The 16,771-nt window shown below is 67.8% G+C and carries 11 protein-coding genes; 2 read left to right on the forward strand and 9 right to left on the reverse strand.

Annotated elements, in window-relative coordinates; genetic code table 11:
• Window positions 1–674 precede the first annotated feature (674 nt).
• From DIE16_RS09865 to DIE16_RS09875, 3 genes are read right to left on the reverse strand one after another with little or no spacing between them, the layout of a single operon-like run.
• Window positions 675–2,138 (reverse strand): efflux transporter outer membrane subunit, encoded by a 1,464-nt coding sequence (locus DIE16_RS09865; RefSeq protein ID WP_124892213.1) that lies wholly within the window; start codon window positions 2,136–2,138, stop codon window positions 675–677.
• Complete coding sequence (locus tag DIE16_RS09870) at window positions 2,135–5,272, reverse strand: multidrug efflux RND transporter permease subunit (RefSeq protein WP_124892214.1); 3,138 nt, start codon at window positions 5,270–5,272, stop codon at window positions 2,135–2,137. The genes DIE16_RS09865 and DIE16_RS09870 overlap by 4 nt, the downstream gene beginning before the upstream one ends.
• 19 nt (window positions 5,273–5,291) lie before the next feature.
• On the reverse strand, window positions 5,292–6,494 hold the full coding sequence (locus DIE16_RS09875; protein ID WP_124570464.1) for a MexX/AxyX family multidrug efflux RND transporter periplasmic adaptor subunit: 1,203 nt from the start codon (window positions 6,492–6,494) through the stop codon (window positions 5,292–5,294).
• A 151-nt stretch (window positions 6,495–6,645) separates the two neighbouring features.
• Between DIE16_RS09875 and DIE16_RS09880 the strand changes: the two genes are divergently transcribed.
• Together DIE16_RS09880 and DIE16_RS09885 are read left to right on the forward strand one after the other, a co-directional pair.
• Window positions 6,646–7,293 (forward strand): TetR family transcriptional regulator, encoded by a 648-nt coding sequence (locus tag DIE16_RS09880; RefSeq protein ID WP_124485531.1) that lies wholly within the window; start codon window positions 6,646–6,648, stop codon window positions 7,291–7,293.
• A gap of 330 nt (window positions 7,294–7,623) precedes the next feature.
• Entirely contained in the window at window positions 7,624–8,901 is a 1,278-nt protein-coding gene (locus tag DIE16_RS09885; RefSeq protein WP_124892215.1) for a M23 family metallopeptidase, read from the forward strand.
• 165 nt (window positions 8,902–9,066) lie between these two features.
• On the opposite strand, the gene DIE16_RS09890 is transcribed toward DIE16_RS09885, so the two are convergent.
• The 6 genes from DIE16_RS09890 to DIE16_RS09915 all read right to left on the reverse strand — a co-directional run bounded on the left by DIE16_RS09890 (window position 9,067) and on the right by DIE16_RS09915 (window position 16,767).
• Window positions 9,067–9,792, reverse strand: coding sequence for an amino acid ABC transporter permease (locus DIE16_RS09890; protein WP_044843594.1), 726 nt, complete (start codon window positions 9,790–9,792; stop codon window positions 9,067–9,069).
• 2 nt (window positions 9,793–9,794) lie between these two features.
• On the reverse strand, window positions 9,795–10,517 hold the full coding sequence (locus DIE16_RS09895; protein ID WP_124522206.1) for an amino acid ABC transporter permease: 723 nt from the start codon (window positions 10,515–10,517) through the stop codon (window positions 9,795–9,797).
• Window positions 10,518–10,620: 103 nt separating this feature from the next.
• Window positions 10,621–11,436, reverse strand: a complete 816-nt coding sequence (locus DIE16_RS09900) for an ABC transporter substrate-binding protein (protein ID WP_124892216.1) — start codon at window positions 11,434–11,436, stop codon at window positions 10,621–10,623.
• Window positions 11,437–11,643: 207 nt separating this feature from the next.
• Window positions 11,644–12,825, reverse strand: a complete 1,182-nt coding sequence (locus DIE16_RS09905) for a fimbrial protein (protein ID WP_124892217.1) — start codon at window positions 12,823–12,825, stop codon at window positions 11,644–11,646.
• 67 nt (window positions 12,826–12,892) lie between these two features.
• Entirely contained in the window at window positions 12,893–15,889 is a 2,997-nt protein-coding gene (locus tag DIE16_RS09910) for a GLUG motif-containing protein (RefSeq protein WP_124892218.1), read from the reverse strand.
• Window positions 15,886–16,767 carry a molecular chaperone gene (locus DIE16_RS09915; protein ID WP_124892219.1) on the reverse strand — a complete coding sequence of 294 codons (882 nt, stop codon included), beginning with the start codon at window positions 16,765–16,767 and terminating at the stop codon, window positions 15,886–15,888. Before DIE16_RS09915 ends, DIE16_RS09910 begins: the two co-directional genes overlap by 4 nt.
• Window positions 16,768–16,771: the final 4 nt, after the last annotated feature.

A 16,771-nucleotide genomic window follows, 5' to 3' on the forward strand; every position in this document is an offset into this window, starting at 1 on the left:
CTCAATCACGATATTTTCATCCGCAGTCCTTTTTGATTTTCTAGAACAGACTGAAAATTAAAGACATTTCCTTTTTGGGATCGCTTATTCCCCGCCCCTCCTTGCTGGATATGGCTTCGACGGATTACCAATCAAAAATGCCAAAATTCTGTCCGATCCTGCCATCGTTGCCCGACCGCAACGAATGCATTCATCGATTTTCAACTGAGAGGAAATTAACAGCCGATTTTCGGTGCTACGGATTTCTCGCGCAAACGATTGCGCAATCCGCACAAACGTTTTACCGCGACATTTCGTCACCCGTCATTATTCCCGATACAAGAATCAATTGAATCGTCAACCCGGGATTAAAAGCCGCATGTAATGCCGTGCGCCGTCTCGACATTCGGCGTACCTGCGCGACGACGCGCACGCGACGTTTCGGCGCCCTGGATGGAATCGAAAAAGGAGGAAGTCCGGCACGCTCGGGGCCGTGTGACGACGCGATCGGTCGCCAGGATGCGTGACGGGTTGAAGGCGCGCTTCAGCTCGACAGCGGGGAGAAACTACGTGGATGACGACGACGCGCGGATGCGTTCATCGTCGATCGGTGCCGATGGCCGGATGGACGCCACACCGGCCGGGGTGGCGACGACACATCGCAACGCGCGATCGCCACCCGCACGGCTAGCGAATCACGCGGCGGCCTCCCCGGCTGACGCCGGCGTCCAGCCGCCGCCCAGTGCGCGATACAGCGCAATCGCATTCGCGAGCCTCAGTTCCTTGAGCCGGATCAGTTCCTGTCCCGACTCGTACGTGCTGCGCTGCGCGTCGAGCAGTTCGAGATACGTCGCGACGCCGCCCGCATAACGACGCTCGGCGAGCTTCAGCCGCGCGCCGTCGGCCGCGTACACGTCCTGCTGCGCGGCAAGCTGGCGATCGATCCAGTCACGCGCGGCGAACGCGTCGGCCACTTCGCGAAACGCGGTCTGCACGGTCTTCTCGTATTCGGCGACCGCGATGTGCTTGCGCGCGGTCGCGACGTCGAGATTCGCGCGATTGCGGCCGCCCGCGAAGATCGGCAGCGTGATGCGCGGCGCGAACGTCCACACGCTCGTGCCGCCCGCGAACAGGCTCGAGAACGCGTCGCTGACCGAGCCGTAGTCGGTCGTCAGCGCGACGCGCGGGAAGAACGCCGCACGCGCGGCGCCGATCTGCGCGTTCGCGGCCTTGAGCCGCGACTCGGCCTGCCGGATGTCCGGCCGCCGCTCGAGCAGCGCGCTCGGCGCGCCGGGTGCCACCGGCGCGATCGCGAGCGCGTCGAGCGCGGTGCCGTCGGCCGGCACCGTGCGCGCGAAATCGCCGGCAAGCAACTGCAGCGCGCGCACCGACTGCGCGTGTTCGCGCTGCAGCGCGGCCTGCGACGCACGTGCGGACGCGACCAGCATCTCGGCCGAGCGCAGCTCGATCGCATCGCTCGTGCCGGCCGCATAGCGGCGCTGCGTGAGCGCGGCGATGCGCTCGCGTGCGTCGAGGGTGTGCTGCGCCAGCGCCAGTTGCGCGTGCAACGACCGTTCGGAAACGTACGCGCCGGCGACTTCGGCAATCACGCCGATGCGCACCGTGCGCTGCGCGTCGGCCGTCGCGAAATACTCGGCGAGCGCCGCATCCGACAGATTGCGCACGCGGCCGAACAGGTCGAGCTCGTACGCGCTGATACCCACGCCGGCGCGATACAGCCCGCTCACCGCGCTCTCGCGCACGACCGGGTCGTACTGGCGCGTGCGCTCGTAGCCGAGGTTCGCGTCGAGCGACGGCATCCGGTCCGCGCGCTGCACGCCGTATAGCGCGCGCGCTTCGTCGAGCCGGCCGGCCGCGATCCGCAGGTCGCGATTGTTCGCGAGCGCCGCGTCGATCCAGGCCTGCAGCGCCGGGTCGGTGAAATATGCGCGCCAGTCGTCGAGCCGCGCGGCATCGACAGGCGCCGCGACCGACGCCGGCTGCGTGCCGCCGTCGACCGGCGCATAGCTGGCCGGCACCGGCGCCGCCGGCCGCTCGTAGCGCGGCGCGAGCGAGCAGCCGGCGAGCGCGAACGCGAGTGCAGCGGCCAGCGCGACCGGGGCCCGCGGCGTCGCGCGCGCCTTCAGGTGAAACGTCATTGCGCACCCTCCATCGTCGCCGGCCGCGACCCGCCGCGCCGGCGCGGGCCGACGTCGAACAGGCGGCCGACGATCACGAAAAACAGCGGGACGAGGAATACCGCGAGCACCGTCGCCGTGATCACGCCGCCGAGCACGCCGGTGCCGATCGCCATCTGCGCGCCGGACGCGGCGCCCGATGCGAACGCGAGCGGCAGCACGCCGACGCCGAATGCGAGCGACGTCATCACGATCGGCCGCAGCCGCAGGCGCGCGGCCTCGAGCGCCGCGTCGACGAGCGACATGCGCTGCGCGACCAGGTCCTTCGCGACTTCGACGATCAGGATCGCGTTCTTCGCGGACAACCCGATCGTCGCGATCAGCCCCACCTTGAAATAGATGTCGTTCGGCATCGCGCGCAGCGTGACGCCGAGCACCGCGCCGATCACGCCGAGCGGCACGACCAGCATCACCGCGAACGGGATCGACCAGCTCTCGTACAGCGCCGCGAGCGCGAGAAACACGACGAGCACCGACAGCGCGAACAGCATCGGCGCCTGTGCGCCCGACAGCCGCTCCTCGAACGACTGCCCCGACCACGCGTAGCCGATGCCGGCCGGCAGTTTCGCGGCGAGCCGCTCGATCGCGGCCATCGCTTCGCCGCTGCTGTGGCCCGGCGCGGCCGAGCCGTTGATCGTGAACGACGGATAGCCGTTGTAGCGCGTGAGCTGCGGCGGCCCGAGCGTCCAGTGCAGTGTCGCGAACGCCGCGAGCGGCACCATCTCGCCGCGCGCGTTGCGCACGCGCAGCTTCTGCACATCGTCCGGATCGAGCCGGTGCCGCCCGTCGGCCTGCACGATCACGCGGCGCACCTGCGTGCCGTGCATGAAGTCGCCGATATAGTCGGAGCCGAACATCACCGCGAGCGTCGTGTTGATCTCGTCCATCGACACGCCGAGCGCCGACGCCTTGGCACGATCGATGTCGAGCTTGAGCTGCGGCGCGTCCTGCGTGCCGGCGAACATCAGGTCGGTGAGCGCCGCATCCTTGCCGCCCGCTGCGAGCAGTTGCTCGCGCGCGGCGCTGAACGCCGCATGGTCGAGCCCGCCGCGGTTCTGCAGCCGGAAGTCGAAGCCGCCCGTCGAACCGAGATCGGGCAGCGCCGGCGAGTTCATCGCGAACACCGTGGTGTTCGCCGTGCCCGCGAAGCGCGCGTTGATGCGCGCGACGATCGCCTGCACGTGATCGCGCCCGGCCTTGCGCTCCTTCCAGTTCTTCAGCGTGACGAAGATCATCCCGCCGTTCGGCCCCTCGCCGTACAGGTTGAAGCCGCCGAGCGCGAACGTGTACGCGGCCGGCTCGTCGCGACGAATGTACGATTCGACCTCGCGCACGCTCTGCATCGTTTCCGCTAGCGGCGTGCCCTGCGGCCGGATCACCATCACCATGAAGTTGCCCTGGTCCTCGTCGGGCAGGAACGCGCTCGGCAGTTGCGTGAGCATCAGCGCGGCCGCCGCGGTCAGCGCACCGTACACGACCAGCCAGCGCAGCGGCTTGTTCAGCATCGCGCCGACGCGCGTCGCATAGCGCTGCGTCGAGCGCGCGACGAAGCGGTTGAAACCGCCGAAGAAACCGCGCTTCTCGTGATGGTCGCCGGACACCGGCTTGAGCAGCGTCGCGCACAACGCGGGCGTCAGCGACAGCGCGAGAAACGCCGAGAAGCCGATCGAGACCGCGAGCGCCAGCGCGAACTGCCGGTAGATGTTGCCCACCGCGCCGCCGAAGAACGCCATCGGCACGAACACCGACGTCAGCACGACCGTGATGCCGACGATCGCGCCGCTGATCTGCTGCATCGCCTTGACGGTCGCGTCGTAGGGCCCGAGCCCTTCCTCGACCATCAGTCGCTCGACGTTCTCGACGACGACGATCGCATCGTCGACGAGGATGCCGATCGCGAGCACCATCCCGAACATCGTCAGCACGTTGATCGAGAAGCCGGCCGCATGCATCACGCCGAACGTGCCCGCGAGCGCGACCGGCACGACGAGCGTGGGGATCAGCGTCGCGCGCAGGTTCTGCATGAACAGGAACATCACGAGGAACACCAGCACGCCGGCCTCGACGAGCGTCGTGACGACCTTGTTCATCGACACGCGCACGAACGACGACGTCTCGTACGGGATCTGGTATTTCACGCCCGGCGGGAAGTAGGCGGACAGCGCGTCCATCGCCGCGCGCACGCGCTGCTCGGTGGCCACCGCGTTCGAGCCGGGCGCGAGCTTGATGCCCATGCCCGTGGCGACCTTGCCGTTCACGTACGACGGATAGTTGTAGTCGTTGCCGCCGAACTCGATGCGCGCGACGTCGCGCAGATAGAGCGCGGCGCCGTCCGGCTGCGTGCGCAGCGCGATCGCGCCGAAGTCGGCCGGCGTCTTCAGCGGCGCGTCGGCGAACACCGTCGCCGCGATCGGCGCGCTGTCCGGCACCGCGCTGCGGCCGATGTCGCCGACCGTCACGCGCGCGTTGTGCGCACGCACGGCCGACGCGATGTCCGACGCGGTGAGGCCGTGCCCGGCCATCTTCACCGGGTCGGGCCAGATCCGCATCGCGTATTCGGCGCCCCAGAACTGCACCCGGCCGACGCCGTCGACGCGGCGCAGCGCCTGCACGACGTTCGCCGACGCGTATTCGCCGAGCTGCACGTCGCTCATCCGGCCGTCGTCGGACGTCAGCGACACGACGAGCTGGATGTTGTCCGCGGCCTTCTCGACCTGGATGCCGTCGCGCCGCACGGGTTCGGGCAGCCGCGCCTCGACCGTCTTCAGCCGGTTCTGCACTTCGACGGCCGCGAGATCGGCGTTGACGCCCTGCTTGAACGTCAGGTAGAGCGACGCCATCCCGGCGCTGCTCGTCGCGGACGTATACAGCAGCCCCGGCGCGCCGTTCATCTCGCGCTCGATCAGCGCGGTCACCGATTCCTCGACGACCTGCGCGGACGCACCCGGATACGTCGCATAGATGCTAACGACGGGCGGCGCGATGTCCGGATACTGCGCGACGGGCAGCGCGCGAATCGCGAACACGCCGCCGAGCATGATGAAGAGTGCGATCACCCACGCGAAGACGGGGCGATCGATGAAGAAACGTGCCATGTTGGTCTATGTGAACCGGTCAGGTTTGACGGGCGGCCGCCGGTGATGCGGACTTCGCCGACGAGGCCTTCGTCGGCGAGGCCTGCTCGACGGGCTTGACGGTGGTATCCGGCGCGAACTGCGCGGCGTTGTCGACGATCACGCGCTCGCCGCCCGCGAGACCGCGCGTGATGCGCCAGTCGCGGCCGCTCATCCGGTCGGCGGCGACTTCGACGTCCTTCACCTTGCCGTTCTCGCCGACCACGCGCACCGACGTGCGATCGGCCGTGCGCAGCAGCGCATCGCGCGGCACGAGGATCGCGCGCTGGTCGACGGCCGCGTCGAGCGCGATCCGCACATACGCGCCCGGCAGCAGTTCGCGCTCGGGATTCGGGAACAGCGCGCGCATCGCGACGGTATCGGTGGTCGGATCGACCGCGAGATCGCTGAACAGCAGCTTGCCCTTCAGCGGATACGCGGTGCCGTCGGCGCGCAGCAGCGTCACCGTGACGTCGTGCTGCGCGATGCCCGTCGCGCGCCCGCTCTTCACCGCGCGGCGCAGTGCGTCGACGTCGGCCGCCGGCTGCGAGAAATTCACGTAGATCGGGTCGAGCTGCTCGACGGTCGTGAGCGGCGTCGCCTGGTCCTGGCCGACGAGCGCGCCTTCGGTCACGAGCGCGCGCCGGGCGCGGCCGGAAATCGGCGCGGTGACGGTCGCATAGTCGAGCTGCAGTTGCGCGCGGGCGAGCTCGGCCTGCGCGGACGCGACGTCGGCCTTCGCCTGCGTGTCGCCCGCGACGGCCTCGGTGTGATCGCGCTCGCTGACTGCGCGGTCGCGCACCAGGTCGTCGTAACGGCGGCGCTTGTCGCTCGCCGCGAGCGCGGCGGCCTGCGCCTTCGCGAGCGCCCCTCTCGCTGCGTCGCGCGCGGCCTTCAGCGGTGCGGGGTCGATGCGGAACAGCACCGCGCCCTGCTTCACTTCCTGGCCTTCCTCGTAAGTCCGCGCGGTGACGATGCCCGCGACCCGCGCGCGCACTTCCGCCTGCCGATATGCGTCGAGCCGGCCCGGCAATTCGACGGTCATCGGCACGGCCGTCGGACGCACCGTCACGACCGTCGCGTCCTGGATGGCCTCCGGCGCCTTGTCCGGTTCGCCCTTTCCGCAGCCGGTCGCGGCCAGCACGGCCGCGAGCGCGAACGACGCCAGCCGCAGGCGGCGCCCCAGGGAGCGTTTGTTATTCATGTGCTGACCTCGGATCGTTCGCCGCCGATACAATGCGGCGGCTCAGGGTGGCCGATTATAATCAGTCACGACTGATTAAATACAGGCGGTCGTCATCCGGCCTCCATACTGTCTCAATAAAACGACAGCGAACTGTAAGGAAATTCACGACATGGCCCGCAAGACCCGGGAAGAATCGCTCGCCATCAAGCACCGGATCCTCGACGCCGCCGAGCTCGTGCTGCTCGAAAAAGGCGTCGCGCAAACCGCGATGGCGGACCTCGCCGAGGCCGCCGGAATGTCGCGGGGCGCCGTGTACGGCCATTACCGCAACAAGATGGAAGTGTGTCTCGCGATGTGCGACCGCGCATTCGCGCGTACGTCGGAAGGGTTCGACGCGGTCGACAGCCTGCCCGCGTTCGCCACGCTGCGCCGCGCGGCATCGCATTACCTGCGGCAATGCGGCGAGCCGGGCGCGATGCAGCGCGTGCTCGTGATCCTCTATACGAAATGCGAGCAGAGCGAGGAGAACGGCGCGTTGCAGCGCCGCCGCATGCTGCTCGAGCTGCAGATGCTGCGCATCACCAAGGCGCTGCTGCGCCGCGCGATCGCGGCCGGCGAACTGGCCGCCGATCTCGACGTGCATCTCGCGGCCGTCCATCTCGTGTCGCTGCTCGAAGGCGTGTTCGCATCGATGATCTGGACCAACCGCTTGCGCGGCAATCTGTGGAACGACGCGGAAGCGATGCTCGACGCCGGCTTCGACGCGGTCAGGACATCCGCCGCGCTGCGCGTGCGCGCGCAAAAATTTCCTGTCTGACGAAAAGCCGCGCAATAAATGCTGATTTAACCCGATTTACCGCAGTGCGAAACGAATGAGCCGACCCTCTTTAAAATTTTTAACGTTTCGCGGAACATCGGTAGACTGACGCTGTCATCTTTCTTTAGCGTCTTCGTGATAAACCGGGTTCGACCCGGAAACGTCACGCCGCCGTTCGAAGCGGGCCTGCCCGCGAGTTGGGTCGAACGGAAACGACACAGGCCCCTGGCGGGGCCTGTTTTGTTGCACGCCCGTCGCCCGCCCCGTCGTCACCCGACGGATCTGCCGCCGATGGTTCCCGCCCACACCTCTTTGAACCGCTTTTCCTGGATGTGGACACCTTTGGTCAAGCCTGCCGCAATTCCTGATGCTTTCGCGCCCGGGCGCGCGCAGCGCCTCGTGCGCGCGCTCGTGCCGGCCGCCGTGCTCGGCGCCCTCGCCGCCTTCGGTCTCGCCGCCGCGCTGCCGGCCGTCTCGCAACTGCCGGGCGCCGTCGACTCGGGCACGGCCGCGCTGCCGCAGCGCGTGCTGTCCGACACGCCGTTTCCCACCGCGCAGCATTTCGTGACGAGCGAACTCGCGCGCACGATCGGCGAGCGCAACGAACGCGACGAACGCCCCGACCGCAACCTGCAGCCGGGCCTGTTCGCGCCGCTCAGCGCGCACCGCAACGACATGCTCGGCTATACGAGCCTGTTCCAGCTCGCGCCGCCCGAGCAGCAGCACGGGATGCGCGCGGGCGACATCGAACTCACGCTGTCCGATACGCTGAACCGTCTCGACGTGCCGCCCGAAGTGCGCATCCAGCTCGGCGATCTCGTCACCGGCAAGGTCGCGCTGCGCGCCGGCGCGCAGCGCGGCGACTACTACCGCATCGCGTACGACACCAACAACGGCACGCCACACCTCACCGCGCTCGAGCTGCGCGTCGCGGGCCGCACGTTCGGTGCGATCTGGTTCCGCGCGCCGGGCGCCGACCACGGCGCGTACTACACGCTCGACGGTGCGCCGCTCGAAGCGGCCGCGTTCACGATGCCGGTCAAGTGGACGCGGATCAGCTCGTTCTTCGGCGAACGCGTCCACCCGCTGTCGCAGGCGATGGCATTCCATACCGGCGTCGATCTCGCCGCACCGTCAGGCACGCCCGTCAATGCGGCGGCCGACGGCGTCGTGTCGTTCGTCGGCACCGATCCGGGCGGTTACGGCCACTACGTGATCGTCGATCACGCGGACGGTTATTCGACCTACTACGCGCATTTGTCCGCGTTCGCGCGCGGGCTGAAGACCGGCGAAACCGTCAGGCAGGGCCAGCGCATCGGCTCGGTCGGGATGACCGGCGCGGCCACCGGTCCGCACCTGCATTTCGAAGTGCGCGTCGCGAACGACCCGGTCGATCCGCTCGTCACGCTCGCGAGCGCGCAGACGGGGCTGTCCGACATGCAGCTCACCGCGTTCCGCCAGGAAGCGGCGCAATGGCGCTTCCGCCTCGCGTCGATCAGTACGACGCCGTTTGCATTCGCGCAGAGCGACGGCCCGCTGTGGGGCGATTTCGCGACCGGTCCGTCGACGCTGCGTTCGGTGTTCGATACGCACTACAGCGCGTCCTGACGCTGACGCGCTGAAGTGCTGAAGTTCTCAAGCACCGAAGTTCTGAAGGACCTTCACGCCCGTCGCCGCTCGCTCGGAGACGACGCGGCCCGCTGCGGATAGCCGCACGCTCTCACCTTCATCACCGGAAACGCGCCGCATGCATCGCACGCGGCGCGCACGCCGTCACCGCACCGGTTCCGTGCGTTCAGCCGCAGCCCGCGCGATGCGCTCCGCGCGAGGACGACGCGACAGCAACCAGCGCGCCGCACCGTCGAGCGACGTGCACAGCACCAGATAAATCGCCGCGACGAACAGGAAGATCGGCGCCGGATACACCATCAGCCGGTTGTTCACCTGCGTCGCGACGAACGACAGTTCCGGCACGCCGACGATATACGCGAGCGACGTGTCCTTCACGAGCGCGACCCACTGGTTGACGAACGACGGCGTCATGATCCGGATCGCCTGCGGCAGCAGCACGTAGCGCACGGTCTGCCAGCGCGTGAGCCCGAGCGACAGCCCCGCCTGCCACTGCCCGTCGCCGGCCGCGACGATGCCCGCATGCACCGCATGCGCGAGATACGCGCCGCCGATCAGCGCCAGCGCGCACACGACCGTCGCGAGCCCCGGCACGTCCATGTGCAGCAGCATCGGCATCAGGAAGTACGTCCAGAAGATCAGCATCAGCACCGGAATCGCGCGAAAGAAGCCGATGAACGCGAGCAGCAGCACGCGCAGCGGGCCGCGCGCGAGCGCCATCGCGACACCGAGCGCCACGCCCAGCACCGCCGATGCGATGGCCGACGCGATCGCCAGCACGAGCGACAGCGCGGCGCCGCCGAGCGGGCCATCCGGGAATGCGCCGACGAGCAGGTACGGCAGGTTGTCGAGCAGCAGCGAGAGATCCATCGTCAACGCCCCGCCCCGAGCCGGTCGCGCCATTGCGTGGCCGCGTAGGCACCGGCCTCGATCGCGGCCACCGCGGCGACGTACAGCACGGTCGCGACACCGAAGGCGGCAAAGGTCTTGAACGTCTCCGTCTCGACCTGCCGCGACGCGTACGACAGCTCGGCGACACCGATCGCCATCGCGAGCGACGAGTTCTTCACGAGATTCATGTATTGGCCGAACAACGGCGGCAGCGCGATGCGCACGGCCTGCGGCAGCACGACGTAGCGCAGCGACTGCATCGGCGTGAGGCCGAGCGCCGCGGCCGCATCATGCTGCGCACGGCGCACGCCGCGCAGCCCGGCTTCGCATTCCTCGGCGACGAACGCGGCCGTGTACGCGCTCAACCCGAACCAGCCCGCGACGAACTCGAACGACGGCCATGCGAGCGTGAACGGGCCCGCGCTCAGCTGATGGCGCGCGTTCAGCCATGCGACCCATGTGTCGGGCAGCAACGACGCGACGCCGAAATACCAGAACAGCAACTGCACGAGCAACGGCGTGTTGCGGAACGCGACGACATAGCCGGCCGCGAGCGTGCGCGGCGCCGTTCCGCGCGCATGCCGCATGACGGCGAGCAGCAGTCCGCCGACCGTCGCGGCGAGCGCCGACGCGGCCGCAAGGCCGAGCGTCAGCAGGAAGCCCTGCCAGAGCCAGGACAGATATTTGGGAGCCAAGCCGAGCATGGTGGTGCGGGCGCGAAGCAAGCGATCAAGAGAAACGAAAAACGCCGCGATCCCCGCGCACCGGCACGACCGGTGGCGGAGCGCGGCGCGTCCTGCATGCGACTCAGGTCTTGTCGCCGATGCGGAAGATGCGCGTGAGCGGCGTCTTCGTCGTCGGACCGAACCACGCGTCGTAGATCTGGCCCGCGCGGCCATTCGCCTCGAGCCCCTTGAGCGTGTCGTTGACGAAGCCGAGCAGGCGCGTCTCGCCCTTCGGCACGCCGACGCCCATGTAGTCGTTGGAGATCGTGAATGCCGGGATCTCGTAGTTCTGCCTGTCGGGCACGTTCGCGAGCAGGCCGATCAGCTTCGGCCCATCCTGCGTGATCGCCTGCACGTTGCCGGCGCGCAGCGCGGCGAATGCGAACGGCGTGTCGTCGTACGCGACGATCGTCGCCTTCGGGAATTTCTCGCGCAGCGTGATCTCGTTCGTCGTGCCCTTGTCCGCGCCGACGCGCAAGCCGTTCAGCTGGTCGGCCGATTTCAGCACGCCCTTCTTCGCGAGAAACTGCTGGCCCGACGAGAAATACGGGATGCTGAAGTCGACCTGCTTCGCGCGCTCGTCGGTGATCGTGAAGTTCGCGAGCACCAGGTCGACCTTGCCGGAGGTCAGGAACGGAATGCGGTTCGCGGGATTGGTCGGCTGCAGCTGCAGCTTCACGCCGAGCTTGTCGGCCAGCGCCTTCGCATAGTCGACGTCGAGGCCGACGATGTGGTTGTTCTTCGCATCGACATAGCCGAACGGCGGGTTGCTGTCGAACGTCGCGACGCGCAGCACGCCGGCCTTCTTGATGTCTTCGAGCCGGTCCGCATGCGCGACGGTGCCTGCGGTGATGAGCGCGACCCCGACGAGCCACGTAGCGAGAGTGTGGAATTTCATGAGCACGACCTGAATTTGTTATGAAGGCCGCCGCGGATCGCGCGGCGGCCCGGTTCGAAGAACATCGAGACGAAGTGTGCCGTCGCGAAGCCGCTAACGTATCAGCGCGTGCGGCGAATCCGAACCAACAAATGGTGCTTTGCTCTGCGGGTTTCGTGATGAGGCATGGTTCGCGCATCACCGCGATGCGTCATGCCATATGCGCTTTCATGGAAACGTAAACGAAAACTCCGCACCGCCGCCGGCGTAACCGGGCGCCAGTTCGCCATCCGTGCCGGTGCGGATGTACTGGGCGCGCAGCGGCATCACCGCGATATCTCCGGTGCGCCGCATCGGATACTCGGTGGCCGCGCCCGGTTCGCCGTAGGCTATCCGCTCACCGGTCAGCGCGTTCGTCATCACGATGTTGAAACCTCGTGCGACCCTCTGACTGGCCGGTGCGCTCAACTGCAGCAGCGTGCGGTCCGCGTTAGGCTTGGCCGCCTTGTCGCGGAAGCTGATCGACGGTTTCGCCGCGGCAGCGCACTGACTGAGCGTGATATCGAAATCGACGGGCTTCGACGTCGCGTGCAGGCTGGGGAAATTGCTGATCGAGAAATTGCCGAGCGTCACCGGCACGATCATGTTCGACTGGATCTCGCAGCGATTCGGCACCGTGATCTGGCATTCACTGCCGATGCAGATGTTGCCGACGCCGACAAAGGTGCGCCTCTGCTTGCATCGATTGGGGGGGATGGTCTGTTCCGGCACCGTCACGTCGCCGCCGATCGATACGGCGCCTTTCGGGAGATCGACCGCATAGATCGCGACGGTCGGGTTGCCCGGCAAATTCCGGACGACCAGCTTGCCTTCCGGCAACTGTGACGCAGGCTTGCCGAGTACCAGGAACTGCCGGTAACGCATGATCTGGACATCGCCCTTGGTTCCACCACCCGCCGGATCGATGACTTCGGTTTTCCCGACGGCCATCGGAGAACCACTCTGCTGCAACGTTCGTTCGACGCCATCACCGGATACGCCAGCCCACTTGAAGCCGATACCGTCGACATTCGTTTGCGCGACACCGTCTGCAATCATGGTGCCCGGCATCCAGTGCCCGGCGTTCACCAGTTCGTGCGCGCCGTCGGCGCCCGGGCCGCCGTGGTTGAACGAAACGAACAACGAAACGGTACGCTGGTACAGGACCGAGCCGACCGGCGTCGCGCTCGTCAACGGCGTGACGAGTCGCCACGGCGTCGCCTCGACGTTGCTGAATGTGCAATCGAGCGCCGTTGAGGCGCCGGGCGCCGCGGCATGCGCTACCCAGGCAGACGCCGCGCACCCGGCCACCGCCAACCGAAGTATCCGCCGAGCAGTTCGCCCGAGCCCGCGCCACTGAATCCTTGTCATGATGTCTCTCACTGACTGGGCGGCGAGCGCCGCACGCCGGCAGCGTGCGTGCCCGCCGCCGGCTGCATTACTCGATCACGCCGAGGTTGAGCCCCGCGATCTTTTGCAGCGCCGCGTCGCCCGACGTCCCGCTGTTGCGGAACGTGCCCCGGTTGATGCCCACCAGACCGCCGAAGGTCTGACCCGACGATCCGTTGATCCGGCCGCTGGCGGCCGAACGCTCGACCAGCCCCGTGTTCAGGCCCACGAGACCGCCGAGCGTCGCATAGCAGCCAGCCCAGATCGCGCCCGACGCGGACACGTCGATCATCGTGCCCAGGTTTTCACCCGCGAACCCGCCGACCGTGCTCGACGAGCCGCCCTGGACCTTGCCGGTCGCCTGCGCCGTCGCAATCGTGCCCGACGACAGGTTGGTGCCGGCGAAGCCGCCCACCGACGCCCAGCTTCCGGCCGACACGTCGCCGCTCGCGTCGACGTCCATCAGTTCGGCCCCGTTGCTGCCGACAAAACCGCCCGTCTTGCTGTAATTGCCGCCGGTCGTCTTGCCGCGCGCAACCGCGTGGGAAATCCGGCCGCCGAAGTGACTGCCGACGAAACCGCCGTTGGTGCCTTGCCCGCCCGAGACCGCGCCATGCGCTTCCGCCATGTCGATGAGCGAGTCGATGCCCACGTTGATGCCGACGAAACCGCCCGTCGCACCGGTCGACGCGCTCGACACCGCGCCCAGCGCCTTGCTGTTGCGCACGATGCCCTGGTTCAGCCCGACGAAGCCGCCGGTTCCCTGTGCGTATCGGCCGTCGACGACGCCGGAGGCGATCGAATCGGTAACGGTGCCGGTATTGATCCCGACGAGCCCGCCCGCCATGCCGCTCGATCCCCCGGTCACGCGTCCCGACGCCGATCCGCCGTCGATCTCGCCGAGCAGGTTCGCACCCACGAGCCCGCCGACGTTCACGCCGGCAAGATTCGCTCCCGACGTGGAACCGAGGCTCGATGAGCGGAGAATCCTGCCGCCCCGGTTGACGCCGACGAGCCCGCCGATCGATGCCTGGTTCGACGCGCCGCCGGATACGGTCGCGTTCGCCGTGCTGTCGGCCAGCACGCTGTCAGGTCCATTCGTGCCGTTCTCGCCAACCAGTCCGCCCACCGCATACGACATGCCGTTACCTGTCACCGACCCGGCAAACGAGGTATCGCGGATCTCTCCGAGGTTGATGCCGGCCAACCCGCCCAGCGCATTGCTGCGATTGGCACCCGCGCTCACCTGCATGCCTGTCGCCGTCACGTTCGAGATCTTGCCGACGTTTTCGCCGACCAACCCGCCGATGGCGACCGGCCCGACCCCCGATGCCGCGCTGACGCGCAGCGACTTGAGCTTGAGATTGGCGATGGTGCCGGTGTTGCGGCCGAACAGGCCCGCATACGGGCCGCTGCTCGAGATGGTCAGGTTGCTGATCGTGTTGCCGAGGCCATCGAACGTACCGTAGAACGCCGTGCCGGAGCCGATGGTCTGGAACGCGCTGCCGTAGTACGAGCCGGCAATGTCGTTGCCGAGCACATACAGCCCGCCGAGATTCGAGCCGGCCGCCTGCAACTGGCCGAGCGTCTGGATCACGGTATAGCGCTGGCCATTCGACTCGAAGCCCGCGCCGAGCCCCGACAACGTCACGGCCGCGCCGTTGGCGAGCGAATACCCGCCGACATGGTCCAGCGTGAACAGCGCATTCGCGCCCGTCAGCGAAATCGGCGCCGCGATCTGCACGCCCTGCCCGGATGCGATGTCGAGGCGCGCGTTCGCGCCCGTGGCTCGCAACGCGCCGTTGATCGCGACGTTGCCCTGCTTGCTGGCAAGGCCCAGCCGGTTGCCGCTGGCCCAGGTCACCGGCCCGTCGACCGACAGCGCGCCGCGTTCGGCGACGAGTTCGACATGGGTGGTCGCAAGGTTGCGGGCCAACGTGTCGGCCACGATCGTACCCGGCTGGTTCGCGCCGGCCTTGACCTTCAGCTCGGACGACGCGATGCGCCAGGTACCGCCATACCCGTTGGTCGCACGGGTATCGACCATCGCTCCGAGCGCCACCTTCACGTCGGCGCCTCGCGTCTCGATCGTGCCGCCGTTGCCCGGCGTCGCCGCGCTGGCGTTCAGCATGCCTGCGACGTTGACGGTGCCTGCATCGTAACCGTCCAGCGTGATCCGGCCGGCCTTGTTCCTGAGCGTCTTCGCCTCGATGGTGCCCTGGTTGTTGACCACCGTGCGCAGCACCGCATCGGCCGCCTTCGCGCTCATCAGCACCTGCCCGCCGTCGGCCTTCAGTAGCTGCTCGTTGCTCACCAGCGCCTCGAGTATGCCCTTGTCGATCTGCACGCCGAGCAGCTTGCCACCGTCGAAATTCAACGTGACGTCGCTGCCCGCACCCAGCGCGACGGTGCCCATCTGCGCCTGGACGATACCGCGGTTCGTCACTTTCGCGCCGAGCAACGCGATCGCGCCGCCTTCGCCCGCGACGAGATTGCCGACGTTCAGCACTTCGCTCGGCGACGAGCCGGCAAACCGGTAGCGGCCGGCCTCGAAGTCGTCGTCCTTGATGTCCAGCGTCGTCGCAACCAGCCCGCCCACGTTGACCTGCGCCCCCTTGCCGAACAGGATGCCGTTCGGATTGACGAGGAACACGCGGCCGTTCGCGTCGATGTTGCCCAGGATCGCGCTGGCGTCCTGCCCGACGACCCGGTTCAGCGCGATCGACGTCACGGACGGCTGGTTGAACGTGACGCGCTGCCCTTTGTCGATGTTGAACGACTGCCAGTTCGTCACCAGTTTGTCGCTATGCTGGTTGACCGACATCTGCTGACCGTTGTCGTAGCGAAGAAAGTCCGCCTTCCCGGACAAGATCGTCTCGCCCACCGGCAGCGCGTACACGGGCGCCAGCGTGCCGCCTGCGAGCAGTGCCAGCAACGCGACGACGTGCCTGCGCACCGCGGACTTGCCGCGCCGGCGTGCCCGCTCGCCGGCCACCTGCCAAGCGCCCTGCCCGGCGCTCCATACCAAAGCGTATGTCCTGTTCACTTTCGTTTTCCTTGTAGTAGTTGAATCCCTGCCGATGCCCCCGGCAGGACGGGTACTGCAAGCGTTGACGTACCGGCGCCCACTGCGGCGGCGAGCCGCGCCCGGTACTCGTGCGATGCGCCGCTGTCGTCGACGGCGTCGAACACGACCTCGCCCGGATGCGCGGCGGCCTGCGCACCGACCGGGATCTCGGCGCGACCGAACGGCGCGACATCCACCGCGCCGTTCGCAAGCCCGATGGATTCGCCATCCAACGTCACGCGCGTGAGGGTCACGTAATACGGGGTGGGGTTGATCGCGACGATCGACGAGGCCGCCTTCGTGCCGCCCTGCGTCCAGGCGAGCCGGTTCGGTGCGTGTTCGGAGTCCCCCTCGAGACCCGCCGGCCGATACAGCAGCTTCATCCTGAGCCGGTACGCGATGCGCAGCATGTGATCGCCCGCCGACGCGGCCGGCGGTACTTCGAGCAGGTTGATCCAGAAGCACGATTCCCGATCCGGGGCGAGATCGCTGCCGATGGACTGCACGCGGATCGACAACGGCTGCGCCGGATCGAGTCTTGCGAGCGGCGGCGCGACGACGAACGGCACACGCAGGCGGCTCGGGTCGGCGTTCGCGTCGCCATCGTCCAGCCAGGCCTGCACGAGGATGGGTGCCGGCCCGCCGTTGCGCGCGAGTATCGCGAGCGAACGCGCGTCGCCCGGATAAACGAAGCGGGTTCCGATCACGGAAAGCGCCGCCTCGCACCGAACCGTCGCGATGCTCGCCACGCATGCCAACACCGCCACGCACACGAAGCGAACGGTGCCGGCCCGCCCGCGTGAGCGGCATCGCGCGATGCGGATGACAGCGTCGACAGGAAAGACGGCGCGCTGCATCGGA

Origin of the sequence: Burkholderia sp. Bp9090 (assembly GCF_003857985.1) — a bacterium.
Classification (GTDB): Bacteria; Pseudomonadota; Gammaproteobacteria; order Burkholderiales; family Burkholderiaceae; genus Burkholderia.

Bases quoted from the DNA above. Each gene is read 5' to 3' on its own strand.
- DIE16_RS09865 (WP_124892213.1), bottom strand. From the start codon at position 2,138: ATGACGTTTCACCTGAAGGCGCGCGCGACGCCGCGGGCCCCGGTCGCG.
- DIE16_RS09885 (WP_124892215.1), top strand. From the start codon at position 7,624: ATGTGGACACCTTTGGTCAAGCCTGCCGCAATTCCTGATGCTTTCGCG.
- DIE16_RS09870 (WP_124892214.1), bottom strand. From the start codon at position 5,272: ATGGCACGTTTCTTCATCGATCGCCCCGTCTTCGCGTGGGTGATCGCA.
- DIE16_RS09915 (WP_124892219.1), bottom strand. From the start codon at position 16,767: ATGCAGCGCGCCGTCTTTCCTGTCGACGCTGTCATCCGCATCGCGCGA.
- DIE16_RS09900 (WP_124892216.1), bottom strand. From the start codon at position 11,436: ATGAAATTCCACACTCTCGCTACGTGGCTCGTCGGGGTCGCGCTCATC.
- DIE16_RS09895 (WP_124522206.1), bottom strand. From the start codon at position 10,517: ATGCTCGGCTTGGCTCCCAAATATCTGTCCTGGCTCTGGCAGGGCTTC.
- DIE16_RS09905 (WP_124892217.1), bottom strand. From the start codon at position 12,825: ATGACAAGGATTCAGTGGCGCGGGCTCGGGCGAACTGCTCGGCGGATA.
- DIE16_RS09875 (WP_124570464.1), bottom strand. From the start codon at position 6,494: ATGAATAACAAACGCTCCCTGGGGCGCCGCCTGCGGCTGGCGTCGTTC.
- DIE16_RS09880 (WP_124485531.1), top strand. From the start codon at position 6,646: ATGGCCCGCAAGACCCGGGAAGAATCGCTCGCCATCAAGCACCGGATC.
- DIE16_RS09890 (WP_044843594.1), bottom strand. From the start codon at position 9,792: ATGGATCTCTCGCTGCTGCTCGACAACCTGCCGTACCTGCTCGTCGGC.